The sequence below is a fragment of the Microvirga lotononidis genome, from assembly GCF_034627025.1.
GTDB classification, from domain to species: Bacteria; Pseudomonadota; Alphaproteobacteria; order Rhizobiales; family Beijerinckiaceae; genus Microvirga; species Microvirga lotononidis.
Map to the genome: position 1 here is coordinate 2832954 of NZ_CP141048.1, position 24914 is coordinate 2857867.

Annotated in this window: 24 protein-coding genes; 19 read left to right on the forward strand and 5 right to left on the reverse strand. The window is 64.7% G+C overall.

The genetic code is table 11. From position 1 onward, the window contains the following. Positions 1-276 precede the first annotated feature (276 nt). From U0023_RS13400 to U0023_RS13410, 3 genes are all read left to right on the forward strand, one after another. On the forward strand, positions 277-1305 hold the full coding sequence (locus U0023_RS13400) for an AraC family transcriptional regulator (protein ID WP_009494547.1): 1029 nt from the start codon (positions 277-279) through the stop codon (positions 1303-1305). 472 nt (positions 1306-1777) lie between these two features. Beyond that, the gene (locus tag U0023_RS13405) at positions 1778-1987 is read left to right on the forward strand and encodes a tetratricopeptide repeat protein (protein ID WP_009494548.1); all 210 of its coding nucleotides are present in this window, start codon (positions 1778-1780) and stop codon (positions 1985-1987) included. Positions 1988-2418: 431 nt separating this feature from the next. After that, complete coding sequence (locus tag U0023_RS13410) at positions 2419-3378, forward strand: GAF domain-containing protein (protein ID WP_009494549.1); 960 nt, start codon at positions 2419-2421, stop codon at positions 3376-3378. A gap of 212 nt (positions 3379-3590) precedes the next feature. Here U0023_RS13410 and U0023_RS13415 read toward each other — a convergent pair whose 3' ends face one another. After that, positions 3591-4346, reverse strand: a complete 756-nt coding sequence (locus tag U0023_RS13415) for an alpha/beta hydrolase (protein WP_009494550.1) — start codon at positions 4344-4346, stop codon at positions 3591-3593. Positions 4347-4446: 100 nt separating this feature from the next. On the opposite strand from U0023_RS13415, the gene U0023_RS13420 reads away from it, so the two are divergent. The 6 genes from U0023_RS13420 (at position 4447) to pheT (ending at position 10921) form a co-directional block, all read left to right on the forward strand. Then, the gene (locus U0023_RS13420; RefSeq protein WP_009494551.1) at positions 4447-5661 is read left to right on the forward strand and encodes a glycosyltransferase family 4 protein; all 1215 of its coding nucleotides are present in this window, start codon (positions 4447-4449) and stop codon (positions 5659-5661) included. 136 nt (positions 5662-5797) lie between these two features. Then, the gene (gene infC / locus U0023_RS13425) at positions 5798-6319 is read left to right on the forward strand and encodes a translation initiation factor IF-3 (protein WP_009494552.1); all 522 of its coding nucleotides are present in this window, start codon (positions 5798-5800) and stop codon (positions 6317-6319) included. 201 nt (positions 6320-6520) lie between these two features. Beyond that, positions 6521-6721, forward strand: coding sequence for a 50S ribosomal protein L35 (gene rpmI, locus U0023_RS13430; RefSeq protein ID WP_009494553.1), 201 nt, complete (start codon positions 6521-6523; stop codon positions 6719-6721). A gap of 43 nt (positions 6722-6764) precedes the next feature. Continuing rightward, positions 6765-7133 (forward strand): 50S ribosomal protein L20, encoded by a 369-nt coding sequence (rplT, locus tag U0023_RS13435; protein WP_009494554.1) that lies wholly within the window; start codon positions 6765-6767, stop codon positions 7131-7133. A gap of 182 nt (positions 7134-7315) precedes the next feature. Continuing rightward, the gene (gene pheS / locus U0023_RS13440; protein WP_009494555.1) at positions 7316-8398 is read left to right on the forward strand and encodes a phenylalanine--tRNA ligase subunit alpha; all 1083 of its coding nucleotides are present in this window, start codon (positions 7316-7318) and stop codon (positions 8396-8398) included. Positions 8399-8509: 111 nt separating this feature from the next. Next, complete coding sequence (gene pheT, locus U0023_RS13445) at positions 8510-10921, forward strand: phenylalanine--tRNA ligase subunit beta (RefSeq protein ID WP_009494556.1); 2412 nt, start codon at positions 8510-8512, stop codon at positions 10919-10921. A gap of 165 nt (positions 10922-11086) precedes the next feature. Here the strand turns inward: pheT and U0023_RS13450 are convergent, their stop codons facing one another. Further along, complete coding sequence (locus U0023_RS13450; RefSeq protein ID WP_009494557.1) at positions 11087-11878, reverse strand: HesA/MoeB/ThiF family protein; 792 nt, start codon at positions 11876-11878, stop codon at positions 11087-11089. 153 nt (positions 11879-12031) lie between these two features. Between U0023_RS13450 and U0023_RS13455 the strand changes: the two genes are divergently transcribed. The 10 genes from U0023_RS13455 (at position 12032) to U0023_RS13500 (ending at position 21432) form a co-directional block, all read left to right on the forward strand. Beyond that, the gene (locus U0023_RS13455) at positions 12032-13036 is read left to right on the forward strand and encodes a BMP family lipoprotein (protein WP_009494558.1); all 1005 of its coding nucleotides are present in this window, start codon (positions 12032-12034) and stop codon (positions 13034-13036) included. Between the two features lie 125 nt (positions 13037-13161). After that, complete coding sequence (locus tag U0023_RS13460) at positions 13162-14685, forward strand: ABC transporter ATP-binding protein (protein WP_009494559.1); 1524 nt, start codon at positions 13162-13164, stop codon at positions 14683-14685. Beyond that, positions 14685-15119 (forward strand): VOC family protein, encoded by a 435-nt coding sequence (locus U0023_RS13465; protein WP_009494560.1) that lies wholly within the window; start codon positions 14685-14687, stop codon positions 15117-15119. Before U0023_RS13460 ends, U0023_RS13465 begins: the two co-directional genes overlap by 1 nt. Continuing rightward, positions 15116-16219 (forward strand): ABC transporter permease, encoded by a 1104-nt coding sequence (locus U0023_RS13470; RefSeq protein ID WP_009494561.1) that lies wholly within the window; start codon positions 15116-15118, stop codon positions 16217-16219. Before U0023_RS13465 ends, U0023_RS13470 begins: the two co-directional genes overlap by 4 nt. 3 nt (positions 16220-16222) lie before the next feature. Then, positions 16223-17128 (forward strand): ABC transporter permease, encoded by a 906-nt coding sequence (locus tag U0023_RS13475; protein WP_009494562.1) that lies wholly within the window; start codon positions 16223-16225, stop codon positions 17126-17128. 2 nt (positions 17129-17130) lie between these two features. Continuing rightward, positions 17131-17535, forward strand: coding sequence for a cytidine deaminase (gene cdd / locus U0023_RS13480; protein ID WP_009494563.1), 405 nt, complete (start codon positions 17131-17133; stop codon positions 17533-17535). Positions 17536-17594: 59 nt separating this feature from the next. Continuing rightward, a complete protein-coding gene (locus tag U0023_RS13485) occupies positions 17595-18416 on the forward strand; it encodes a purine-nucleoside phosphorylase (RefSeq protein WP_009494564.1) in 822 nt (273 codons plus the stop codon). Continuing rightward, the gene (deoC, locus tag U0023_RS13490) at positions 18409-19170 is read left to right on the forward strand and encodes a deoxyribose-phosphate aldolase (RefSeq protein WP_009494565.1); all 762 of its coding nucleotides are present in this window, start codon (positions 18409-18411) and stop codon (positions 19168-19170) included. Before U0023_RS13485 ends, deoC begins: the two co-directional genes overlap by 8 nt. Before the next feature lies 1 nt (position 19171). Continuing rightward, a complete protein-coding gene (gene deoA / locus U0023_RS13495; protein WP_009494566.1) occupies positions 19172-20494 on the forward strand; it encodes a thymidine phosphorylase in 1323 nt (440 codons plus the stop codon). After that, entirely contained in the window at positions 20491-21432 is a 942-nt protein-coding gene (locus tag U0023_RS13500) for a 2-hydroxyacid dehydrogenase (RefSeq protein WP_009494567.1), read from the forward strand. Before deoA ends, U0023_RS13500 begins: the two co-directional genes overlap by 4 nt. Before the next feature lie 210 nt (positions 21433-21642). Here the strand turns inward: U0023_RS13500 and U0023_RS13505 are convergent, their stop codons facing one another. The 3 genes from U0023_RS13505 to U0023_RS13515 all read right to left on the reverse strand — a co-directional run bounded on the left by U0023_RS13505 (position 21643) and on the right by U0023_RS13515 (position 24909). After that, positions 21643-22494, reverse strand: coding sequence for a C40 family peptidase (locus tag U0023_RS13505; RefSeq protein ID WP_009494568.1), 852 nt, complete (start codon positions 22492-22494; stop codon positions 21643-21645). A 63-nt stretch (positions 22495-22557) separates the two neighbouring features. Next, the gene (locus tag U0023_RS13510) at positions 22558-23940 is read right to left on the reverse strand and encodes a leucyl aminopeptidase family protein (protein ID WP_009494569.1); all 1383 of its coding nucleotides are present in this window, start codon (positions 23938-23940) and stop codon (positions 22558-22560) included. A 60-nt stretch (positions 23941-24000) separates the two neighbouring features. Continuing rightward, positions 24001-24909, reverse strand: coding sequence for a 2-dehydro-3-deoxygalactonokinase (locus tag U0023_RS13515; RefSeq protein ID WP_210161050.1), 909 nt, complete (start codon positions 24907-24909; stop codon positions 24001-24003). Positions 24910-24914: the final 5 nt, after the last annotated feature.

Below are 24914 nucleotides of genomic sequence, written 5' to 3' on the forward strand. Positions count from 1 at the left end.
GGCCTCGTCTCAGACAGCCGGGCATCGGAAATGGATGAAGAGACAAAAAAGTCGGCCGGATCCTCGCAGAGTGAAGCCGCCGAGGGGCGTTCGTGACGGACTGGGAAACAGTCGATCGTGGCGGATCACCGGCAGAACGGACGTTTCATGAAAGAGATTAGTTATTTTTTAATAGAAACTTAGCCGATTTTTATTATACGCAAGGTTTTTGCTGCCGGATTCTCTCATATTTCACGAAGAGAATAACGAAAAACCAGTTCTCCTCTGAAGACGGTCATGGACGATACGCTGGATCAGGACGCCGAAGCGGCGCCTCGCACCGAATTCATCATCGATCAGACTTGGCGTTCGACCAAGCTCGAAGAGTTGGAGAATGCGCTCAATACCTTCGTGTCGCCCCAGCGCCTTGCCCCGACATCGCGCGAAAGGCCGGCGGGTGGCATGTTCGGATATCGGGGCCACTTCGACCTTGGCATCTTCCGGCTTCATGTCGAAAGCGACGTCGAGATAGACCAGTCGCCGGAGGAGGCGGACGATCGGATGGCTTTCGTGGTCAGCCCGAGCGAGGCCAGCCAGCTTCAGATCAATCGGGAAGCCTTCACGATCTCTCAGCGGCAGGGCGTGATCTTCTCGTCCGGGCCGCAGCGGCTTCTCACAATCCCGAAGGATGCGGAGCATCGTGTGCTCATCACGAGCCGACAGAAGGTCGCGGATTGCTGCGCCAAGCTCCTTGGCTATGAGCCCTCCGGTTTTCTCGACTTCGACATCGGTGTCGATTTGGAATCCGCGACCGGGCATAGCTGGCTGAGGCTCCTGGAATATGTGGAGAGAGAGTTGTCCGATCCGGATGCTCTCATCAGGCACTCGCCCATAGCCTGGCGTCAGTTCGAGCAATCCCTGCTCACCGGATTGCTCCTGTCCCAACGCCATACGTACTCCGATGCGCTTCTGCGCCCACAAGTTGCGGCTGCTCCCTTTTACGTGAAGCGCGCCGAAGCCTATATCGAAGCAAATTATACCGAGTCCTTGTCGCTGGCCGACGTCGCCAATTATGCGGGCGTGAGCGCCCGGAGCCTGCAGAATGGGTTCCAGAGCTTCCGCGGCATGACGCCGATGGCCTTCCTGCGGTCTGTTCGCCTGCAGCACGCGAACAGGGCGCTGCTCGCGGCGGACCCGGCTATCGACACCGTGACGGAGATTGCGCTCGCCTGCGGCTTCGGTCATCTGGGCGAGTTCGGGGCTCTCTACAAGCGCACGTTCGGCGAAACCCCAAGGCAGACCCTGTCGAAAGCGATCCATCGCTGAAGTCCACGGGCCGAGAGCCAACAGCAGAGCGCCCCGGCTCACCGTGATCAGTCCCTTCCATTGCTCTACTGCTACAGCTTTTTCTGGAAATCGGAATGTGATGGCTTGATCGGGTCCTTAGCAGTGAGCGCCCTAGAGACGTTATCTGAAATAGAGTCGCAATATTCGCGCGGTTCATGAAACTAAGTTTCGTTTTCATTGTTTCGGCGTGGACTGGTCGAGCATCAAATCGAATGGGCCAAAACGTTTGCTGCGCAATTTCGACAGGTCGTGCGCTTTTCCGATTTCCGCAGAGGAAGAGCGGTGCCATTTTTTTCTCACAGCGAGGAGGGGCGTTCGGCTCCGACGAACTGAGGTGGCTGGGATCGGTCAGTACTCTTGGGAAGAAACGATGCCTAAAGATCGGGACTGCATTGAACTGCCAAGAATGCCATTGTCCGCCCACATCACACGTTGGGGCTTGAGGCTATCCTTGCGGAAACTTAAGAATGCCTCGCCCCATACCGTTCGGTTCCATCTGATCCGCGGACGCATTTTCCTGAGTGTCGGCCAATATGATCAGGCCATCGACGATTTCAGGAGCGTCCTGCGATTGGACTGGCGGCACGAGCAGGCCGCCTTCTGGCTGAACAAGGCGACCCGGGCCATTCCCCATACTGGCGAAACCCGACCTCTGACCTGACCCTTGCGCGCGATCATAGGCGTCAGAGTGACGGCCCATCGTCAACATGATCGACGCGGCGCATCGTATCGCCCGACCGTTTGTGGTTCGGATCGCCTCCGGAAGCTGTTCGCCCTTTCGGGGGCTTTCACCGTTCCCTTGCGTCATCGGACCCAAAAGTGGACCCGCTTTTGGGTCCGACGTTTTTCTTCTCGGCTCGAGCGTGGTTCAGCGCAGATCCAGAGGGCCGCTGCAGCGAAAACCGGGGGCGCTTTTCCGCACGATGCCCTGGAGCTTCTCTCGGACAAGAGGATCCGGCTCGCCGCTCGGAAATGCGGCCCAGGGAGGAATGAGGAACGCAGGGCAATCCTGCGGGTCCTCACCCGGCGGACCGCTTTTCCCAAATTGTGGCCTTGGATGGATCCCGAAGGCGGATCCCCTTTTCAAGCCCGATGCACAAGCTTCCGGCTTTCTCCGATCTGACGCCGCCGCCTGCCATGCCGAAGCCCTCCCCATTGTTGGATGCCGCCACCCTTGCGGATGCGATCTCCCGGAAGAATGATGCGGGTCAGATCGTGGCGACCGTTCTCGACGGCCTCAGCGAACGGTTCGGATACACGAATCTCCTGCTGTTTCTCCTGGATGCGTCGCGCGGGGTTCTGATCCCGCGTGGCAGTCGCGGATACGAGCGGGCGGGCGCCGGGCCGGAGATGCGCCTCGATGACGGGCCGATCGGCGCGGTCGCGCCCGACGGGCGTCCCGTCGATGCCGCCGATATGACCGATGGAATGCGGCCTGCCGACACGGCCCGCCCGGAATCGGACGATGGAGACCTGAGCGGGGTGATGTCATGGCCGAGCCTGCCGGACATCATGAGCCGAATAGGCGTTCCGATCATCGTGCAGGGGAAGGTCACCGGCGTTCTGCTCGCCGAAAGCCGGGAGCGTCTCGCCTTCGGCGCGGACGACAAGGCCGTCATGACGATCATCGCATGTCAGGCTGGAGCTTCCCTGGCTCTGGCGGACGCCCTGGCGGCACGGGAGCAGGTTGCCGAAGACCGCACATCGTCCGATGCCCCCGTGGGGCGAGGCTTTCGCGTGTCGTATCACACGCTGGACGACAGCATCTTCATCGACAACGAATACCTCATCAAGGGTGTCGCGGGCCGGTTGCTGATGTTCATGCTCGACGCTCATCAGCGCGAGGGAAGGATCGAGTTCACAAACCGCGAGCTTCGGCTTTCCGCCACGATGCGGTTGCCCCAGATCAAGGACAATCTCGACACGCGACTGCTTCTGCTCCGACGTCGCCTGGAGGAGAAGGGGGCTCCGATCCGGATCGTCCGGGTCGGACGCGGGAGGATCCATCTCCAGCTCTTTGGGCTCCCGCTCCTCGATCGCGTGGAGATCTAAGGCCTCCTTCGGTGAGGCTGGGGCAGGGCACCGTCAAAAAGATGCGTCCAAGCCAAGAGGAGAGATGATTCTACGTGAGTGGAAACGGCTCTAGCTCCGCGGAGCCCTCAGGCTTCGCTCGAACGATATGCTTCTCATGGAGTGAAAGGCCGGACCAAAGGTTGTTCGCTTTTCGCCTCGGCTTTCTCGTGCAGCCCTTCCTCTTCCGCCGCTCAAGGCATCCCTGCGACGGCCCTCACCAGGCGCTCGATGTCGTCCGGACGCGAGAGCCGGTGGTCGCCGTCCTTGATCAGCGTGAGCGATACGCTGTCTCCCGGCAGGTGCTCGACGAGGCGCAGGGCATGCTCCCACGGCACGTCAGGATCCACCATGCCTTGGAGGATGTGAACCGGGCAGCCGGTCTGGATCGGCCGGTCGAGGAGGAGGTGCCGGCGTCCGTCCTCGATCAGCTTCCAGGTGATCGGGTAGGGATCGTCCGAATAGGCGGAGGGACGGTGGTAGACTCCCGTCTCCTGCACGCTCTTCCGAAGCGCCTCCGGGAAACGGTCCCACATGAGCCGCTCCGTCATGTCGACGGCAGGGGCAATGAGGACCATACCGGCGGGAGCGATCTCTGGCCGCGTCTCCAGGAGCCGGCGGGCGGCGAGCAGGCTGATCCAGCCCCCCATGGACGATCCGACGAGGATGGGGCGTTCGGTCACGAAAAGCTCGATGACGGACAGCGCGTCCTCGAGCCAGCGGGAGATGGTGCCGTCCTCGAAGGCTCCCCCTGATTCGCCGTGGCCGCTGTAATCGAACCGCAGGAAGGCGCGGCCGGTCTCCTTCGCCCAGTCGTCGAGGGCGGTTGCCTTGGTGGCGCGCATGTCGGACTTGAATCCCCCGAGCCAGACGACGGGCGGGCCCTTGCCCTCTCGGAATAAAACCGCGACGGAGCGGGCATCCTGGCCTACCGTGACGCTTTGCGGCATGGTTAACTCATCCTCAACTGCTTTGAAGCAACCGTTTCTAGACGATTCTTTTGAGAAGGCTCTTACATCCGTGAGTTTTTCAACGCGACCCGGCGGAGGGATGGCATTTCCGTCCTCTCATATGCATCCGCTGGAGGGTCGGACCATCCTGCAGATCGTGCCCGAGCTCGAAGCCGGAGGGGCCGAGCGCACCACGGTGGATATCGCCGAGGGCCTTGTCCATGCCGGGGCCCGGGCCCTCGTGGCCACGGAGGGTGGCCGGCTCGTCGGCGAGCTTCAGACCAAGGGCGGCGTGTGGATCCCGTTCCCGGCGGCCACGAAGAATCCGTTCTCCATGCTCGTCAACGTGCGAAAGCTCGCCCGGATCTGCCATCAGGAACGGGTTTCCCTCGTCCATGCGCGCTCTCGGGCGCCCGCCTGGGTCGGCCTCGGGGCCGCGCGCTCCCTGAACATCCCCTTCGTCACCACCTATCACGGCAGCTATTCCGGCCGTTCGTCGGTCAAGGTCCTGTACAATTCCGTGATGGCGCGGGGCGATGCGGTCATCGCCAATTCGCACTATACGGGCGAGCTGATCCGCTCGGTCTATCCCCAGGCCGGGGACCGGATCCGGGTCATCCACCGGGGCACCGACTTTTCCGCGTTCTCACCCCATGCGGTGGCGCCCGAGCGAATCGAGGCCTTGCGGAAGGCCTGGGAGGTCGCTCCCCATGAGCGCGTGGTCCTGCTGGCGGCTCGGCTCACGGGCTGGAAGGGCCAGAAGGTGCTGATCGAAGCAGCGGCCAAGCTGCGCGACGCCGGCCTCAACGATGTGGCCTATATCCTCGCGGGCGATCCCCAGGGGAGGGAGGCCTATGTGAAGGATCTCGACGGCCTGATCGCGGCACGCAAGCTCAAGGGCGTCGTGCGCCGGGTGGGCCACTGCACCGACATGCCGGCGGCGTTCCTGGCGGCTTCGGTCGTCACAGTGCCCTCGACGGAGCCGGAGGCCTTCGGCCGCTCCGCCGTGGAGGCGCAGGCCATGGGCACCCCCGTGGTCGTGTCCGATCTAGGGGCCGTGCCGGAGACGGTCCTGTCCCCGCCCGCCGTGCCGCCGCACGAGCGGACCGGATGGCGGATCCCGGCCGGAGATGCCGATGCCCTGGCCGAGGCGGTCGGGGCAGCGCTGGGCCTGGGAGCCAGCGCCAGGATCGCTCTCGGGACGAGGGCCCGGACCCATGTGGAACGGCATTTCTCGCTCGAGCGCATGGTTTCGAGCACCCTTGATGTATATTCAGCCCTCCTGGCGGGCCGTTTTACCCATAGAACAAGTTGACTTCCCGCGGATTTGCGCGAAATGTCGATTCATTCGTGGCAAGGCTGAGCCTACCAGCAGGGATTCCTCCGGGGTCCCCGGTTCGCAGCCTAGCCCTCAACAGGAGATACGAGCCATTCGCAGACCAATGAGAGCCATGCCGGTGCCGCAGAAGGACGGACCGCGCGCCAACCGAGACATTCGCGGTGTTCGCGAAGTGCAGCTGATCGACGATGCAGGGCAGAACCGGGGTGTCGTACCCTTCTTCGATGCCCTCAAGGTTGCCGAAGAGGCAGGCCTTGATCTCGTGGAGATCTCGCCGAACGCCACTCCTCCCGTCTGCAAGATCCTCGACTACGGCAAATTCCGCTTCCTCGAGCAGAAGAAGGCCGCCGAGGCGCGCAAGAAGCAGAAGACGGTCGAGGTCAAGGAAATCAAGCTGCGTCCCGGCATCGACGACCACGATTACGAGGTCAAGATGAAGGCCATGAAAGGCTTCTTCGAGGAAGGCAACAAGGTGAAGATCACCCTGCGCTTCCGTGGCCGCGAAATGGCGCACCAGTCGCTCGGCCTGAAGGTTCTGGACCGGGTCAAGGCCGACGTGGGCGATCTCGCCAAGGTCGAGATGGAGCCGAACTTCGAAGGCCGTCAGGTCGTGATGGTCCTGGCGCCGCGGTAAGAGAGCTCTTTGCCTCAGCGAAATTCATGGCCGTCGGGGTTCCGGCGGCCATTGCTTTTTGAGCGTCCTTCTGTCATAAGCCGCCCTTCATTGAACCGCCCGGCTGTTAGGGCTGCCGTGGCGGTTCGTTTTGCTCAATGCAGCAATGAAAAGGCCAAGGTGCGGCTTGCCGCTCCGGACGCCTGTCCAAAGGAGAGCCAAATGCCCAAGCTGAAGACGAAGTCTGGCGCGAAAAAGCGCTTCAAGATCACTGGCACCGGCAAGGTCGTTTACGCCCAGGCCGGCAAGCGCCACGGGATGATCAAGCGGACCAAGAAGCAGATCCGCAACCTGCGCGGCACGACGACCCTGTTCGAGGGCGATGCGTACAACGTGAAGAAGTACTTCCTGCCGAACGGCTAAGGCGGTTCTTCCCCACATCCCGGATTTTGAAGGAGTTTTTTAAATGGCCCGCGTCAAACGGGGCGTTACCGCCCACGCCAAGCACAAGAAGGTTTTCAAGGCCGCCAAGGGTTTCTACGGCCGCCGCAAGAACACGATCCGCATCGCCAAGCAGGCGGTCGAGAAGAGCATGCAATATGCCACTCGCGACCGTCGCAACAAGAAGCGCACCTTCCGCGCTCTTTGGATCCAGCGTCTCAACGCTGCCGTCCGCACGCATGGCTTGACCTATTCCCGATTTATCGACGGTCTCGGCAAGGCTGGGATCGAGGTCGATCGCAAGGTCCTGTCCGAAATGGCCATCCATGAGCCGGCGGCTTTCGCCGCTTACGTGGATGCCGCCAAGGCCGCCCTGCCGCAGCAGGCCGCCTGAGGTCGGATAGACCAGATTTCGGTGCGGCTGGCCTGTTCAGCCGCACCGCCTTACTCCCCCTTCTCCGAGACCATTCGCGCTGACGGCCTTTTTGCGCTGTCGGTCGCCATTTCGCGGCTCGGAAGACTTGACGGTTCCCGCGCCGCGCCTCACTCAAAGCGCTTGCATCTGGCAAGGGACCGATGACCGATCTCAATCAACTCGAACGTGACCTGCTCACCCAGGTCGATGCCGCCGGCGACGAAGCGGCTCTCGAAACCGTGCGCGTTTCCGCGCTCGGCAAGAAGGGCTCCGTCTCCGAACTCCTGAAAACCCTCGGCTCCATGACGCCCGAGGAGCGCAAGGAGCGCGGACCGCTCATCAACGGCCTGCGCGACAAGGTGCAGACCGCCATCGCGGCCAAGAAGGACACGCTCGCCGAGGCCGCGCTCGAAGCCCGCCTGTCGGCCGAGCGCATCGACGTGACGCTTCCCGTACCGGAGGCCCCTGAGGGTCGCGGCCGCATCCACCCCATCAGCCAGGTGATCGAGGAACTGACGGCGATCTTCGCCGATATGGGCTTCTCCGTGGCCGAGGGGCCGGATATCGAGACGGATTATCTCAACTTCACGGCGCTCAACTTCCCCGAAGGCCATCCGGCCCGCGAGATGCACGACACCTTCTTCCTCGCCCCCGACGAGAAGGGTGAGCGCAAGGTGCTGCGCACGCATACCTCGCCGGTGCAGATCCGGACGATGACGTCCAAGGCGCCGCCGATCCGCGTGATCATTCCCGGCCGGACCTACCGCCACGACTCGGACCAGACCCACACGCCGATGTTCCACCAGGTGGAAGGCCTCGTCATCGACAAGCAGGCCAACATCGCGCACATGAAGTGGGTCCTGGAGGAGTTCTGCAAGGCCTTCTTCGAGGTCGAGCAGGTGAAGATGCGCTTTCGCCCGTCCTTCTTCCCCTTCACGGAACCTTCTGCGGAAGTGGATATCCAGTGCTCGCGCAAGGGCGGTGAGATCCGCTTCGGCGAGGGGACCGATTGGCTCGAGATCCTCGGCTGCGGCATGGTGCATCCGAACGTGCTGCGCAATTGCGGGCTCGATCCGGACGAGTACCAGGGCTTCGCCTGGGGCATGGGCATCGACCGCATCGCCATGCTGAAATACGGCATGCCGGACCTGCGCCCCTTCTTCGAGGCCGATGTGCGCTGGCTGAACCATTACGGCTTCCGCCCGCTCGACATCCCGAGCCTCGTGAGCGGCCTCACTTCCTAAGCATCATTCCGGCTGAGGCGCCGGGACAGCAAGATAAGTGAAGCTCCCTATTCCGAACACGATCCCGGATCTGGATTGGCCAGTCCGGGATGACACTCAAGGAACAGTGTCATGAAATTCACCCTCTCCTGGCTGAAGGATCATCTCGAGACCTCGGCCTCCCTCGACGAGATCGTCGAGACGCTCACCCGCATCGGCCTCGAGGTCGAGGGGGTCGAGGACAAGGCGAAGACGCTGGCGCCCTACAAGGTGGCCTATGTGATCTCCGCCGTGCAGCACCCCAACGCCGATCGCCTGCGCGTGTGCATGGTCGATACGGGCGAAGGCGATCCGATCCAGGTCGTGTGTGGCGCTCCCAATGCCCGCACCGGCATGAAGAGCGTGTTCGCGCCGCCCGGCACCTACATTCCGGGCAAGAACATCACGCTCGGCGTCGGCACCATTCGCGGCGTCGAGAGTGCCGGCATGCTGTGCTCGGCGGCGGAACTCGAAATCTCCGACGATCACGACGGCATCATCGACCTGCCCAGTGATGCGCCTGTCGGTGTGCCCTATGCGGCCTACGAGGGCTTGGACGATCCGGTGATCGAGATCAACCTCACGCCGAACCGTCCCGACTGCACGTCGATCCACGGCATCGCCCGCGATCTCGCGGCCGCCGGCCTCGGCACGCTCAAGAGTGACGCCATCGCGCCCGTCCCGGGCAAGGAGGCCTGCCCGGTCTCGGTGACCATCGAGGACGAGAAGCTCTGCCCGGCCTTCGCTCTCCGCCTCGTGCGCGGCGTGAAGAACGGCCCGTCGCCGGAATGGATGCAGCGCCGCCTGCTCTCCATCGGCCTTCGTCCGATCAACGCTCTGGTCGACATCACCAACTATATGACCTTCGACCGCGGCCGTCCGCTCCACGTGTTCGACGCCAGGAAGGTGAAGGGCAACCTCACAATCCGCCGCGCGAAGGAGGGCGAGGAGGTGCTGGCGCTCGACACCCGAACCTACAAGCTCGATCCGAGCATCGTGGTGATCGCCGACGAGAACGGCGTCGAATCCATCGGCGGCATCATGGGCGGCGAGCATTCGGGCTGCGACGAGGCTACGACCGACGTGCTCATCGAATCCGCGCTCTGGGATCCGCTCAACATCGCGCAGACCGGCCGGAAGCTCGGGATCATCACCGATGCGCGCTATCGCTTCGAGCGCGGCGTCGATCCAGCCTTCACCGTGCCGGGTCTCGACCTCGCCACCAAGCTGGTCATGGACCTGTGCGGCGGCGAGCCGTCCGAGGCCGTCGTGGCGGGTCAGGTCCCGGACAACCGTCTCACGGTCGAGTTTCCGTGGTCGGAGGTGCCGCGCCTGTCCGGTCTCGACGTGCAGCCAGCCGAATCCGAGACGATCCTCAAGAAGCTCGGTTTCGACATCCAGGGCTCGGGCGAGCGCGTCAGTGTCACGGCTCCCTCCTGGCGGCCCGATATCGACGGCAAGGCGGATCTCGTCGAGGAGGTTATCCGCATCGCGGGTGTCGACCGCATCGAGCCGCAGCCGCTGCCGCGCCTCGAAGCCGCCGTTGCGAAGCCCATCCTCACCCTGATCCAGAAGCGCACGCGGCTCGCCCGCCGCTCGCTGGCCGTACGCGGGCTGGTGGAGGCCGTCACCTGGTCCTTCATCGCCAAGAGCGAGGCTGAACTGTTCGGCGGCGGCGATGCGCGGCTCGCGCTCGCCAACCCGATTGCGGCAGAGCTTTCCGACATGCGTCCGAGCCTGCTGCCGGGCCTGCTTAAGGCCGCGCAGCGCAACGCGGATCGCGGCTATGGCGACGTGGCTTTGTTCGAGGTCGGCCAGACCTTCGCGTCCGACGAGCCGGAAGGTCAGTCGATCAAGGCCGCCGCCGTGCGTCGTGGAACGGCGCGGGCCGAGGGCGTCGGCCGTCACTGGGACGGCGGCGCAGAGGCCGTCGATGCCTTCGACGCCAAGGCGGACGTGCTGGCTTTGCTCGCGACGCTCGGCATTCCGTCCGGCGGTCTCCAGATCGTCCCAGGCGGTCCGGCCTGGTTCCACCCCGGCCGCTCGGGCACGTTGCAGTTCGGGCCCAAGAACGTGGTCGGCGCCTTTGGAGAGATCCATCCCAAGGTGCTGAAGGCGCTCGACCTGAAGGGACCGCTGGTCGCCTTCGAGCTCAATCTCAACGCGCTGCCGCCGCCCAAGGCGAAGCCGACCAAGATGAAGCCGAAGCTCAACCTGCCCGACTTCCAACCGCTCACCCGCGACTTCGCGTTCGTGGTCGGCCGCAACGTGGCCGCCGGCGACATCGTGAAGGCCGCGCAGGGTGCCGAGCGCCAGCTGATCGTCGACGTCGACGTATTCGACATCTACGAGGGCACCGGCATCGACCCGGACAAGAAGTCCGTGGCCATCGCCGTTACCCTGCAGCCCACGGAAAAGACGCTCACCGACGTGGAGATCGAGGCCGTCTCGGCCAAGATCGTCGGCGAGGTCAGCAAGAAGACGGGCGCGGTGCTGCGCGGGTGAAGTCCAGCGATCATCCCGGGCGAGCGTAGCGAGACCCGGGATGACCGCCGAACTCGCCTGTGATGGCGGGCCTTGTGCCGGCCATCTCGATCCGAAGAGCACGGCGTCTCGATGACTCGGGATCACCGGCACAAGGCCGGTGACGACGTGGTGGGGGATCGTGGGTTACGGATCGAGTGATCGGACGCCGGAGCCGTTCAACGGGTTCCCTTCATCCCACCCGTAGCTGACCGTATCGAACCGCATCGCGCGGGCATCGACCATCAGCAGGCGCCCGACGAGGCTCTCTCCGAACCCGACGATTTCCCGGATCACTTCCAGGGCCATCAGGCTGCCCATGACCCCGGCCAGGGCGCCGAGCACTCCGGCCTCCGCGCAGGTCGGGATCGCGCCGGCCGGAGGCGGCGAGGGGAAAAGGCAGCGATAGGTGGGGTTCGGCTTGCCGTCCGGGCCGTTCTCATGAGCCCGGATCGTGGTGAGTGAGCCGTCGAACTGGCCCAAGGCGGCCGTCACCAGGGGCTTCTTCTCGAAAAAGCAGGCATCCGAGACCGCATAGCGGGTGTCGAAATTGTCCGAGCCATCGGCCACGATATCGTAGCGGCCGATCAGGTCCCGAGCATTGTCGGGCGTGAGGCGGATGAGGTGGGGCTCGACCGTCACGTGCGGGTTGAGGCGCCCGACGGCTGTCGCGGCGCTCTCCGCCTTGGGCCGCCCGAGATCCGTCGTGGAATGGATCACCTGCCGCTGCAAGTTGGACAGGCTCACCGCGTCGTCGTCGACGATGCCGATGGCACCGATGCCGGCCGCGGCGAGATACTGGATCAGAGGGGCGCCGAGGCCGCCGGCCCCGATCACGAGCACGCGCGCGGCCTTCAGTTTCAGTTGTCCCGGGCCGCCCACGTCCCGAAGAACGAGGTGGCGGGCATAGCGGTCGATTTCATCGGAGGTGAGCGGCATCTCGTGACCTTACGGGAATCGGTTTAGCTATCAACTATTCGTTGATGGGAAATAACATGCCGTCTTGACAGGGGCCTTGGCGTTGTGACCCTTGCCGTGCCATCGTCATGGGGCAACCGGCACCAAGCCGGCGTCTAACAGGGAACTAAGCCGATGACAGTAACCAAGTTCGGCCTCGCAGTCGCGGGCCTCGCCTTCACCGCTTCGGCTGCCTTCGCGCAGCAGGCGGCCTTCAAGCCCGCGGTCGTGTACGATCTCGGCGGCAAGTTCGACAAATCCTTCAACGAAGGCGTTCACACGGGCGCCGAGAAGTTCAAGAAGGACACCGGCACCGATTACCGCGATTTCGAGCCGCAGAACGACGCACAGCGCGAGCAGGCCCTGCGCCGCTTCGCCCGCGACGGGTTCTCGCCCATCGTGGCCGTCGGCTTCTCCCAGGAATCCGCCCTGAAGAAGGTTGCCGAGGAGTTCCCGAAGACCCAGTTCGCCATCATCGACGCCGTCGTCGAGAAGCCGAATGTGGAATCGATCGTCTTCAAGGAGCACGAGGGCTCGTTCCTCGTCGGTCTCCTGGCGGCCCAGGCCTCCAAGTCCGGCAAGGTCGGATTCGTGGGCGGCATGGATATCCCGCTGATCCGCAAGTTCGCCTGCGGCTACGTCCAGGGCGTGAAATACGCCAAGAAGGACGCCGAGGTGTTCCAGAACATGACCGGCACCACGGGCGCGGCCTGGAACGATCCCGTGAAGGGCGGCGAGCTCGCCAAGAGCCAGATCGATCGCGGCGCCGACGTGATCTACCATGCGGCCGGCGGCACCGGCGTGGGCGTGCTGCGCGCCACGGCTGACGCGGGCAAGCTCGGCATCGGCGTCGACTCGAACCAGAATGCCCTCCATCCCGGCAAGATCCTGACCTCCATGGTCAAGCGCGTGGACGTGGCGACCTACAATGTCTTCGACCAGGCCAAGAAGGGCTCCTTCAAGAGCGGCCTTCAGGTTCTCGGCCTCAAGGAAGACGGCGTGGCCTGGGCGCTCGACGACAACAACAAGTCGCTGGTCACCCCCGACATGAAGGCGGCGGCCGACAAGGCCGCCGAAGGCATCAAGTCCGGCTCCATCCAGGTGCACGACTACATGTCCGACTCCAAGTGCCCGATGTAAGATGAGGCATGTTTTGGCCGCAGGTCCCGCAAGGGCCTGCGGCCAAATCTTTTTTCGACCGAGTTTTGTTTTTCCGATAAGATCCGGCTCTCGTTTCATCATAGCCGGCAGATCATTCGAGGCCGATGTCCCCAGCCATTGAACTCATTGCCATCAACAAGAGCTTCGGCGCCGTTCACGCCAATCGGGATGTGAACCTGCGCGTCGAGCGCGGCACGATCCACGGCATCGTCGGCGAGAACGGCGCCGGCAAGTCGACCCTGATGTCGATCCTGTACGGCTTCTACGAGGCGGATTCCGGCGAGATCCGCGTCAACGGCAAGCCGATTTCCATCCGGTCTCCAAACGATGCCATTCATGCAGGCATCGGCATGGTCCACCAGCATTTCATGCTGGTGGAACCCCTGAGCGTGGTCGACAACGTGATGCTCGGCGCGGAGGGCGGCGCCATGCTGCGCGCGGGCGAGGCCAGGGCGCGGGCCGAACTCGCACGGCTCGCCAGGGATTACGGGCTCGAAATCGACGTGGATGCCATCGTGGGCGACCTGTCCGTCGGCCTGCAGCAGCGCGTCGAGATCCTGAAGGCGCTCTATCGTGGCGCGGATATTCTGATCCTCGACGAACCCACCGCGGTGCTCACGCCGGCCGAAGCGGATGCGCTGTTCGAGTTGCTTCGCTCGCTCAAGGAACAGGGCAAGACCGTCATTCTCATCACGCACAAGCTGCGTGAGATCATGGCCGTCACCGACCGGGTTTCGGTCATGCGGCGCGGCGAGATGGTCGCGAGCGTCGAGACCGCCGACACGTCCCCGCCGGAGCTCGCGGAGCTGATGGTGGGACGCCGCGTGCTCCTGCGCGTCGAGAAAGCCGAGAAGGCGCCGGGTGCGCCGCTGCTCGAAATCGGCGACCTGAGCGTTGTCGATTCCCGCGGCGTTGTGCGCGTGGCGAATGCATCGTTCACGGTTCGCGCGGGCGAGATCGTCGGCATCGCGGGCGTGGCCGGCAACGGCCAGAGCGAGCTTCTCGAGGCCATTGCCGGCATGCGCCAGCCTGCGCTCGGCTCGATCCGGCTTGAGGGACGGGACATTCCGTCCTCGGAGCACAACCCGCATCGCATGCGCCAGCTCGGCTTGCTGCACGTGCCGGAAGACCGGCTGCGCATGGGGCTCGTTCCGGCCTTCCCGGCTTTCGAAAGCGCCATTCTCGGCTTCAGCGACGAGCCGCATCTCGGCCGCGGGCCCATTCTCGACCATGACCGCCTGATCGCGGATCTCGAGAAGAAGATGGAGCAGTACGACGTGCGCCCACCGGCGCCGAGGCTGAAATCGTCCAAGTTTTCCGGCGGCAACCAGCAGAAGATCGTGTTGGCGCGCGAGATCGAGCGCAACCCGAAGGTGCTGCTCGTCGGCCAGCCGACCCGCGGTGTCGATATCGGCGCCATCGAGTTCATTCACCGTCGCCTGATCGCGTTGCGCGATGCGGGTGTGGCGATCCTCCTCGTCTCGGTGGAGCTCGACGAGATCATGAACCTGTCGGATCGCATCCTCACCATGTGCGGCGGCAGGATCACCGGTGAGCGAAAGGCATCCGAGACCACCGAGCAGGATCTCGGCCTGCTCATGGCCGGCGTGACGGACGAGGCCGCCTGATGCAACCACGACTGACACTTGTCACCCTTGGCGTCGCCGATCTCGCGAAGTCCCGGGCCTTCTACGAGGCCTGGGGCTGGAAGGCCTCCTCCGCCAGCCAGCCCAGCGTCGCCTTCTTCCAGGCGAACGGGTTGGCGCTCGGTCTTTTCGGCCGTGCCGACCTGGCCGCCGATGCGGGCATCGAGGACAAGCCCACAGGCTTTGCCGCCATTACGCTCGCCTACAATGCCCGATCCAAGGAAGAGGCCGACGAGGTCTATGCGCTTGCGGTGAAGGCCGGCGCGCGTCCCGTCAAGCCGCTGCACGATGTGTTCTGGGGCGGCTATTCGGGTTATTTCGCCGATCCCGACGGGCATCTTTGGGAAGTCGCCTGGAACCCGTCTTTCCCTCTTGATGAGCAGGGCCACATGTTCCTGCCGGATTCTCAGACGTGAGTGCTCCTCTCGACCTGCCCAAATGGGCCGACACGGTCCTCGTGCCCGCCATCTCCGTGGTGGCGGCTTTTCTCGTCGCCGGCCTCGTCGTGCTGGGCATCGGCGAAAACCCGCTCTCGGCAACCCGCTACCTGATCCAGGGCAGCCTCGGCACCGGGGAGGGGCTCGGCTTCACCCTGTTCTACATGACCGACTTCATCTTCGTGGGTCTTGCGGTCGCGGTGGCCTATCACGCGGGGCTGTTCAACATCGGCGGCGAAGGACAGGCGACGCTCGCGGGCCTCGGTATCGCGCTGGTTCTCAACAACCTGACTTTCCTGCCGGGCTTCCTGCTGATCCCTCTCGGCATTCTGGGCGCGGCCGCCTTCGGGGCCGCATGGGCGGCCATTCCAGGTTATCTTCAGGCGAAGCGCGGCAGTCACATCGTGATCACGACCATCATGTTCAACTGGCTCGCCAGCGTGTTGATCGTCTATCTGCTCGTGAACGTGCTGCGCGAGCCCCAATCCATGAACCCGGAAACGCGAGCCTTCCCGGAGGCGGCGAACATTCCCTTCATGCACGACGTCTTCGCCGCGTTCGGGATCGAGATCCCTGCCTCGCAGCTCAATCTCACCCTGGTGCTGGCCTTGGCTGCGTCCTATTTCGTGTGGCTTCTCATCTACCGCTCGCGCCTGGGCTATGCGATCCGCGTCGTCGGTGCCAATCCCACGGCGGCCGTCTATGCGGGCATCTCGCCCGCGCGCATCATCATCATCGCGATGGTCATCTCCGGCGCGCTGGCGGGCGGTCTCGCGGTCAATGAACTCATGGGCTACCAGCACCGGCTGCTGCTCGAATTCACCTCCGGCTACGGTTTCGTCGGCATCGCCGTGGCGCTCATGGGCCGCGCGCACCCCGTGGGCATCATCCTGGCCTCGCTCCTGTTCGGCATTCTCTACCAAGGCGGCGCGGAGCTGGCCTTCGAGCAGCCGGCCATCACCCGCGACATGGTGGTGGTGATCGGCGGCATCATCATCCTGTTCGCCGGCGCCCTCGATGGGCTGTTCCGGCGCGCCGTGGCGCATGTGCTCACCCGGCAGAAGCTGGCGAGGGCCTGAGCCATGGAACTCAGTTCTCTCGTCACGATCTTCGACTCGACCCTGCGTCTCTCGATCCCGCTTCTCGCCGCCTGCCTGGCTGGGCTCTGGTCCGAGCGATCGGGGGTGGTGGATATCGGCCTCGAAGGCAAGATGCTGGTGGCGGCCTTCGCGGCCGCAGCAGCGGCATACGCCTTCGGGTCGGCCTGGATCGGCCTGATCGCGGGCATTGGCGCGTCGGTGGTCTTCGGCCTCATCCACGGCTTCGCGTCCATCAGCCAGCGCGGCAACCAGATCGTGTCCGGCGTCGCCATCAACATGCTGGCCGCCGGACTCACCGCCATCGTGGGCAATGCCTGGTACAATCAGGGCGGACGCACGCCGCCGCTTGAGGGCGCGCAACGCTTCGAGGACGTGATCTTCGGCCATTCGGCGCTCGTCTACGTGGTGCTGCTCGCCGTGCCGCTCACCTGGTTCGTGCTGGGACGCACCCGTTTCGGCCTCCGCCTGCGCGCCGTGGGCGAGAACCCCGCCGCCGTCGATACGGCGGGCATTTCCGTCACCGGATTGCGCTACACCGCCGTGATCATTGGAGGTGTGCTCTGCGGCATCGGCGGAACCTATCTCTCCGTGGGGCAATCGGCGGGCTTTCTGAACAACATGACGGCCGGCAAGGGCTTCATCGCGCTCGCCGCGCTCATCTTCGCCAAGTGGCGGGCATGGCCGGCCCTCGGCGCCTGCATCCTCTTCGGCCTGCTCGATGCCATCTCCATCCGTCTGCAGGGCATTGCGCTGCCGGGGATCGGCGAGGTGCCAGTCCAGGCCATTCAGGCGCTGCCCTATCTCATGACCGTCATCCTGCTCGCAGGCGTCATCGGCAAGGCCATCCCGCCGCGCGCCGCCGGCGTACCCTATGTGAAGGAGCGCTGAGCATGACATCGCTGGACACTCTGTTCGAAGCCGCCAAGGCGATCCAGGCCAAGGCCTACGCCCCGTATTCGCGCTTCAAGGTCGGCGCCGCGATCGCCACGCCCGACGGCAGGATCTTTGTCGGCTGCAACGTGGAGAACGCCGCTTATCCGGTCGGATCCTGCGCCGAAGCGGGCGCGATCTCGGCCATGATCGCGGCCGGCGAAAGCCGCATCGCGGCCATCGTCGTGATGGGGGAGGGCGAGCATCTCGTCACCCCCTGCGGCGGCTGCCGCCAGCGCATTCGCGAATTCGCCGCGTCCGACACGCCTATTCACATTGCGGGGCCGGAGGGAATCCGGAAGCGCTTCACGCTCGACGCGCTGTTGCCCTTCTCCTTCGGACCGGACAATTTGACGGATCGTTGAATTCGATCCGAGACCGATTGCGACCATGAAAGGAAGGCCTGCGTTTCGGGCCTGAAACGATGACGATGCAACAGATGATTCAAGAGGCGGCCGCCTTCGTGCGTGCCCGCGGCTTCGACGGCCATTTCGATGCGGCTTTCGTGCTCGGCACGGGACTCGGCACCCTCGTCGACGAAGTCAGCGATGCGGTGAGCCTGCCTTATGCCGAGATTCCGCATTTCCCCAAGAGCGGCGTCTCCGGCCATGCGGGCAAGCTCGTCGCCGGCACGCTCGAAGGCAAGCGTGTGCTGCTGTTCCAGGGCCGCGCGCATTATTACGAGACGGGCGATGCCGGTGCGATGCGCCTGCCCATTGCTTTCGTGAAGGAACTCGGCATTCCGGTTCTCGTCGCCACCAACGCGGCCGGCTCCGTGCGTGCGGACATCCGCCCCGGCAGCCTCGTGGCGATCAGCGATCACCTCAATCTCTCGGGTGGAAACCCGCTGCTGCGCGATCACACGGAGGGTCGCTTCGTCTCGCTCACCAACGCCTATGACGCGGATCTGCGCCAGGTCCTGCAGCGCGCCGCGCAGAAGAGCGGCATCGCGTTGCCCGAAGGCGTTTATGCCTGGCTGTCCGGCCCCAGCTTCGAGACGCCGGCCGAGATCAGGATGGTGCAGATTCTCGGCGGCGACCTCGTCGGCATGTCCACGGTGCCGGAGGTGATCCTCGCGCGCTATTACGGCCTGAAGGTCGCTGCCGTTTCGGTCGTCACGAACCTCGCGGCGGGGATCGAAGGCGCTTCGCCCTCGCATCAGGAAACCAAGGATACGGCGGCCGAAGCGTCGGAGAAGTTCAAACGTCTCATTCGGTCCTTCGTTGCGGAGCTGTCCCATGTCTGATGCTCAAATAGCTGAGCGCGCCCTGCGCAGTCTCGATCTCACCGATCTCACGGATACCTGCACCGATCAGGCCATCGATGCGCTCTGCAAGAAGGCGCTCGATCCACGCGGGCCGGTGGCGGCCGTGTGCGTGTGGCCGCAATTCGTGAAGCGGTCCCAGGAGAACCTCCGAGGCTCGCCCGTGCGCATCGCCACGGTGGTGAACTTCCCCGCCGGTGGCGAGGATGTGAGCCGCGTCACGGACGACACGCAGGAGGCACTCTCCGACGGCGCCAACGAGATCGATCTCGTGCTGCCCTATGAAGCCCTGCGCCGGGGCGATGTTGCCGTAGCCGCCGAGATGGTGGAGGCCGTGCGTGATCTCGTCGATCAGGGGCGTCTGCTCAAGGTGATCCTCGAAACGGGCGAGCTGAAGGATCCGGCGCTGATCGAGGCGGCGAGCCGTCTCGCCATCGAGGCGGGCGCGGACTTCATCAAGACCTCGACCGGAAAGACGCCGGTTTCGGCGACGCCTGAAGCGGCGGAGATCATGCTCGAGGCCATCAAGGCTTCCGGCAAGCCCGTCGGCCTCAAGCCCTCCGGCGGCATCCGCACGGTGGCCGATGCGAAGATCTATCTCGATCTCGCCGACCGTATCATGGGGCCGGGCTGGGCGACGCCGCGGACATTCCGCATCGGCGCGAGCAGCGTCTACGACGCGCTGATCGCCGCCATCGAAGGAAGGGCCGGAACGGCGGCCACCGGAACCTACTGACATGACGCTTCTTCCGCAGGAAATCATCCGCCACAAGCGCGACGGCGGCACCCTCGATCCCGCGCATATCGAGCACTTCATCGAAGGCCTCACAGGGGGGCGCGTCACCGAAGGACAGGCGGCGTCCTTCGCCATGGCCATCTTCTTCCGGGGCCTCTCCGTGCCGGAGCGCGTGGCGCTCACCCGTGCGATGATGAATTCCGGCACCGTGCTCACCTGGGATCTGCCGGGGCCGGTGCTCGACAAGCATTCGACCGGCGGCGTGGGTGATACGGTCAGCCTCGCGCTCGGTCCCGCGGTCGCGGCCTGCGGCGGATACGTGCCGATGATTTCAGGACGCGGGCTCGGCCATACGGGCGGCACGCTCGACAAGTTCGATTCGATTCCCGGCTATGTGACGCAGCCCGATATCGACACGTTCCGGCGTGTCACGCGGGAGGTCGGTTGCGCCATCATCGGCCAGACCGCCGATCTCGCGCCGGCCGACAAGCGCCTCTACGCCATCCGCGACGTGACGGCGACGGTGGAATCCATCGACCTCATCACCGCGTCCATTCTTTCGAAGAAGCTGGCCGCAGGCCTGCAGGGCCTCGTGATGGACGTGAAATTCGGCTCCGGCGCCTTCATGGACAATGCCGGCGATGCGCGAAAGCTCGCCGAGAGCCTTGTGCTCGTCGCCAACGGTGCCGGCCTGCCCACGAGCGCGCTTCTCACCGACATGAACGAGTCGCTCGCCTCCGCCGCCGGCAACGCGGTCGAGATGATCTATGCGGTCGAGTACCTGACGGGACGCCGCCGCGAGGAGCGCTTCCACACGGTGACGGTGGAGCTTTCCGCCGAGATGCTGCTGCTCGGCAAGCTCGCCGCGAGCATCGAGGACGCGCGCGAAAAAATCGAACATGCGATTGCATCCGGCAAGGCGGCCGAGGTTTTTCAGCGCATGGTCACGGCGCTGGGCGGTCCCGCCGATTTTCTGGAAAAGCACAGAACTCACCTGCAGGCAGCACCTGTCGTTCGTGCCGTTCACGCCGAACGAACGGGCATTGTGCAGAAAGTCGCCGCGCGGGCGATCGGCGTCGCCGTCGTCGCACTCGGCGGCGGCCGCACGCGGCCGCAGGACCCGATCGATCATGCGGTCGGACTGACGGAACTCGCGGCCATCGGCGAGACCGTCGATGCCTCGCGTCCGCTCGCCATCGTGCATGCGCGCAGCGAGGCGGCCGCCGAGGCGGCGGCCCGCGCCGTTCGCGCCGCCTACACCATCGGCGACGGCAAGGCCGCTCCCGGCCCCGCCATCCTGGAGCGGATCGGAGCGACCGCATGAGCCTTCTCGTTGCCGTCACCTGGGAGACGCAGCCCTGGGTCGAGCGTTTCACCCGCCATCTGCCTGATCGTGACATCGTCGTGCTGGGCGAGGATTTCGACAGGGACGCCGTTCGCTACGTGGCGACCTGGGGGCCGAAGCCAGGAAGCCTGTCCGGCCTACCCAATCTCGAGGCGATCTTCTCGCTCGGCGCAGGCGTCGATCATCTCATGAGCTATCCGGACCTGCCTGACGTGCCCATCGTGCGCGTGGCGCAGGACGATCTCACTCATCGCATGAGCGAGTACATGGTGCTGCACTGCCTCATGTACCTGCGCGAGCAGCGCCGTTTCGACGAGGACCAGAAGGCCAAGCGCTGGAACCCCGATCGCGCTCCTCCGATCGCCGGAGACGTGCGCGTCGGCATCATGGGCTTCGGCGTGCTCGGTCAGGATGCGGCGCGCAAGCTGAAGGTGATGGGCTTCGACGTGGCCGGCTGGAGCCGCATGCCGAAATCCGTCGAGGGCTTCGAGGTCTATGCGGGCGACGAGGGGCTGGCGCCTTTCCTCGGCCGCACCGACATTCTCATCGCTCTCATGCCCCTCACGCCGGAGACGAAAGGCATCCTCAACCGCTCCCTGTTCGGGAAGCTCGCGCGCGACGGCAGGCTCGGCGGACCGGTCCTGATCAATGCAGGGCGCGGCAAGCTGCAGGTGGAATCCGACATTCTCGCCTGTCTCGACGACGGAACCCTGATGGCCGCCACGCTCGACGTGTTCGAGACCGAGCCCCTGCCGGAGAACTCCCCTCTCTGGACGCACCCGCGCGTGACGATCACGCCGCACAACTCGGCGACGAGTGAGCCTGAAGCGACGGCGCGCTACATCGCGCAGCAGATCCGCCGCCATGAGGCCGGTGAGGCGTTCGAGAACGTGGTGGACAGGAAGCGCGGTTATTGAGGGGCATCGTTCGGTTTTTGGTCATCCCGGACGAAGCGCAGTGAAGATCCGGGAGCATCTAAAGGATGTCATCCCCGGCGAGCAAAGCGAGGGAAGGGGATCCATAGCGTTGCGCCTGATCGTGGATTCCCTTCCCCTCCGCTGACGCTTCGGCCGGGAATGACACCTTCTCACGTCATCACCGGCACAAGCCCGGCCATGACAGTTGCGTCACACTAACCGCTTGATCAAACTGATCGGCCCATAACTCGTCCTGCGGATGCGCTCCTCGGCGGCCGACAGCGGCTCCATCATCACGGTCATGCTGTGGCCGGTGGCATGGATGAAGTTCGTCTCGTCCATCATCAGGCCCACATGGCCCTTCCAGAACACGAGATCGCCGCGCCGCAGGCCGCTGAGATCCGGATTCACCTCGATGGAAGACCCAAGCTCGCGCTCCTGCATGTCGCTGTCGCGCGGGGCCTTGATGCCGGCGGCCGTCAAGACGGTCTGTGCGAGCCCCGAACAGTCGATGCCGAGGCTCGTCTTGCCGCCCCAGAGATAAGGCGTGTGCAGGAATCGCTCGGCGACGCCCACGTAATCCGTCTCGAAGACATCGAGACCGCTCAGGTGCGCGGCGAAGACCCAGCCGCCGGTGGCGAGGCGCGCGTAGTCCCCTTCGGTTCCCGTGACGGCCACTTTCGAGTTGAGCGTCAGGTAATCCTGGAAGGGCAGCTTCAGGTTGGGTCCCGGATAGACGAAGGTGCGGACGGCGCGGACCTTGTGGGTCGGCTCCGGTCCGGGCTCGCCGAGAGCGGCACTCGGCAGATAGCCCACATAGCCGTCATGGTGAAGCTGCACCCAGGCCCAGCCCTCGTGCTCGTCGTAGACGGTCACGCTTTCCCCAAAGATCGCCTGCGTGTCCACCGGCGCCTCGCGGGACGGGTGGCGGTGCAGCGGCGAGAAGGTCGCGATCACGCGCCTGACCATGCCGGCCGTGAAGCGCTCGGCGGTCACCTGTCCGCGCAGGCGCTCGTCGGCGAGATCGTCACGGAAGGGCGTGATACGGCGGTCGAAACTCATCGGGGCAGCTCCTGGACGGTTACGGCGTTCTTCTAAACGCGTGGATGCTACGATGCTACGAGTTTAGGACCCGTAGCGCTCCTTCAGGAGGGCGAACATGGCGCGCGCCGCCTGGACCTCGCCGCCCTCCGGCCGCGCCGGCTTGGTGGAGCTGTTCCAGGCGAAGATGTCGAAATGCACGTACGCCTTGGCGGCCGCCACGAAGCGGCGCAGGAACAGCGCCGCGGTGATCGAGCCGCCCATCGGCCCACCGGTGTTGTTCATGTCGGCGAATTTGGAATCGAGCTGGCTCTGGTAGGGCGTCCAGAGCGGCATGCGCCAGACGGGGTCGTTCACGCTTGAGCCATGGCGGGCGATGTCGGCGGCGAGCGCATCGTCGTCGGTATAGAAGGGCGGCAGCTCGGGGCCGAGCGCCACGCGGGCCGCGCCCGTCAGCGTCGCGAAATCGACGAGCAGATCCGGGCTCTCCTCGTCCGCCAGCGCCAGGGCATCGGCCAGGATGAGCCGACCCTCCGCATCCGTGTTGCCGATCTCGACGCTGATGCCCTTGCGGCTCGCAAGAATGTCGCCGGGCCGGAAGGCATTGCTGGAAATGGAATTCTCGACGGCGGGGATCAGCACGCGCAGGCGCACGGGGAGCTTGGCGTCCATGATCATCGAGGCGAGCGCGAGAGTCGCGGCCGCGCCGCCCATGTCCTTGCGCATGAGCAGCATGGACGAGGCAGGCTTGATGTCGAGGCCGCCCGTGTCAAAAGCGACGCCCTTGCCGACGAGCGTGACGCACGGCGCATCCGCCTTGCCCCAGGTGAAGTCGATCAGACGCGGCGGAATGGCCGACGCGCGCCCGACCGCATGGATCATCGGAAAGTTCTGCTTCAGCAGATCGTCGCCGACGATGCTGGTGAAGGAAGCGCCGTGATTCTCCGCGAGCCGGCGCGCCGCCGCCTCGATTCCGTCGGGACCGAGATCGCTGGTCGGCGTGTTGACGAGGTCGCGGCTCGTCACGACCGCGTTCGCAATGTGCGAGACTTCCTCGGCATCGACATCCTTCGGCGTCACGAGGCGCACGGATTTCTCGCTTCGCTTGCGGTAGCGGCCGAAGCTGTAGCTGCCGAGAAGCCAGGCAAGGGTGGCGAGTGCCGGGTTCGGCGCATCCGTCTCGAAGCGGTAGACGCCGTCCGGCAGGAGCGTCGGAAGCTTGCCGACGAGAAATGGATCGTTGTGCCTGGCATCGGCGCCGTTGAGTCCGAAGACGACGCCCATGAGGCCGCCATCGGCACCCGGCAGCAGGCAATGGCTTCCGGCCTTGCCTTCGAAGCCCTGGGCTTTCGCGAAGCCCTGAGCAAGTTGCGGGAGCTGCCCTGCAACGTCCGGCCAGGTCTGCTCGGTCACGAGCCAGACCGGCTTCGAGGCATCTTTCGCTGAGGCAAGGAGAGGATGGGGCATCGGCTTTGACCTAACGATGGAAGAATTGGAAGACATTTTGATCGGGTGAAGTCATGCCCATCACCCGATGGCATGCTCGCGCACGATGCGCGCGAGACCTGCGATCAGGGCCTGCTGCATGTCCTTCGTCTCTGCCTTGATGCCGTGGCGCTCGAGAGCGTGGATGTAGAGTTCCGCGCGCTCCGGTGCGGCCAGGATGGTGACGGAAGAAGGGCGGCCGAATTGCGACAGCGCGCCGTTGATCTCGTCTCCGGTCAGCAGACCGGAGAGGTAAGGTGCGAGAAGATTGCTGTTCATGCGGCCCGAAACCACGGATGCGCGGGCGCTGAACAGGAGATGCAGCAGGCCGACCCTGTTCTCGCCGCTGTTGCGCTGTGCCGCATCGAGTCCGAGATCGAAACCCTTCGGGTCTTCCGGTTCGGTGGCCGGGCGGCCGATCATGGAATGCTCGCGCAAGAGCGCGTACATCTCGCCGGTCATGTAGGTGGCGAAGCGCTCGATGCGCCCGTTCCTCATCTCGATCCATTTCGGATGCGTGCCGGCCGAGCAGATCAACCCGTTCTCGATGCCGGCGCCGAGAACCAGCGTCTCCTCGCCGCGCATCACGTCGGCGGCGCCGGGAGCAGGCTCGCAGAACAGGCCGGGGATGATGTAACCCTGGCGGCCGTTCTCCAGATCCACCGGCGCGAGCGCCCGGGCGATCTCGGCGGGGCCTGCAGGACAGGCCGCGTAGGGCGCCTCGACCCATCCTTCGCGGCTTCCCACCATGCCGACGAGCAGAACGGGAGCATCCGGCTCCGCCTTCAGCCAACGGCCGCATTGGCTCAAGAAAACATCGCGATGCTGGCCGCGTCGGAGGGACGACACGCCCTCATCCGACGAGACCTGATCGATAATGGTCTCGTTCTCGATGAGATAGCCACGAAAGCGGGTCGTTCCCCAATCGGCGACGATGAAGCGCAAAGCCAATGATC

Excerpts from the sequence above, each read along its gene's own strand:
- rpmI (WP_009494553.1), top strand. The coding sequence starts at position 6,521 with ATGCCCAAGCTGAAGACGAAGTCTGGCGCGAAAAAGCGCTTCAAGATC.
- U0023_RS13400 (WP_009494547.1), top strand. The coding sequence starts at position 277 with ATGGACGATACGCTGGATCAGGACGCCGAAGCGGCGCCTCGCACCGAA.
- deoC (WP_009494565.1), top strand. The coding sequence starts at position 18,409 with ATGTCTGATGCTCAAATAGCTGAGCGCGCCCTGCGCAGTCTCGATCTC.
- U0023_RS13500 (WP_009494567.1), top strand. The coding sequence starts at position 20,491 with ATGAGCCTTCTCGTTGCCGTCACCTGGGAGACGCAGCCCTGGGTCGAG.
- deoA (WP_009494566.1), top strand. The coding sequence starts at position 19,172 with ATGACGCTTCTTCCGCAGGAAATCATCCGCCACAAGCGCGACGGCGGC.
- U0023_RS13415 (WP_009494550.1), bottom strand. The coding sequence starts at position 4,346 with ATGCCGCAAAGCGTCACGGTAGGCCAGGATGCCCGCTCCGTCGCGGTT.
- U0023_RS13455 (WP_009494558.1), top strand. The coding sequence starts at position 12,032 with ATGACAGTAACCAAGTTCGGCCTCGCAGTCGCGGGCCTCGCCTTCACC.
- infC (WP_009494552.1), top strand. The coding sequence starts at position 5,798 with ATGCCGGTGCCGCAGAAGGACGGACCGCGCGCCAACCGAGACATTCGC.
- U0023_RS13475 (WP_009494562.1), top strand. The coding sequence starts at position 16,223 with ATGGAACTCAGTTCTCTCGTCACGATCTTCGACTCGACCCTGCGTCTC.
- U0023_RS13465 (WP_009494560.1), top strand. The coding sequence starts at position 14,685 with ATGCAACCACGACTGACACTTGTCACCCTTGGCGTCGCCGATCTCGCG.
- pheS (WP_009494555.1), top strand. The coding sequence starts at position 7,316 with ATGACCGATCTCAATCAACTCGAACGTGACCTGCTCACCCAGGTCGAT.
- U0023_RS13450 (WP_009494557.1), bottom strand. The coding sequence starts at position 11,878 with ATGCCGCTCACCTCCGATGAAATCGACCGCTATGCCCGCCACCTCGTT.
- U0023_RS13420 (WP_009494551.1), top strand. The coding sequence starts at position 4,447 with ATGGCATTTCCGTCCTCTCATATGCATCCGCTGGAGGGTCGGACCATC.
- U0023_RS13410 (WP_009494549.1), top strand. The coding sequence starts at position 2,419 with ATGCACAAGCTTCCGGCTTTCTCCGATCTGACGCCGCCGCCTGCCATG.
- U0023_RS13510 (WP_009494569.1), bottom strand. The coding sequence starts at position 23,940 with ATGCCCCATCCTCTCCTTGCCTCAGCGAAAGATGCCTCGAAGCCGGTC.
- rplT (WP_009494554.1), top strand. The coding sequence starts at position 6,765 with ATGGCCCGCGTCAAACGGGGCGTTACCGCCCACGCCAAGCACAAGAAG.
- pheT (WP_009494556.1), top strand. The coding sequence starts at position 8,510 with ATGAAATTCACCCTCTCCTGGCTGAAGGATCATCTCGAGACCTCGGCC.
- U0023_RS13460 (WP_009494559.1), top strand. The coding sequence starts at position 13,162 with ATGTCCCCAGCCATTGAACTCATTGCCATCAACAAGAGCTTCGGCGCC.
- U0023_RS13505 (WP_009494568.1), bottom strand. The coding sequence starts at position 22,494 with ATGAGTTTCGACCGCCGTATCACGCCCTTCCGTGACGATCTCGCCGAC.
- U0023_RS13485 (WP_009494564.1), top strand. The coding sequence starts at position 17,595 with ATGACGATGCAACAGATGATTCAAGAGGCGGCCGCCTTCGTGCGTGCC.
- cdd (WP_009494563.1), top strand. The coding sequence starts at position 17,131 with ATGACATCGCTGGACACTCTGTTCGAAGCCGCCAAGGCGATCCAGGCC.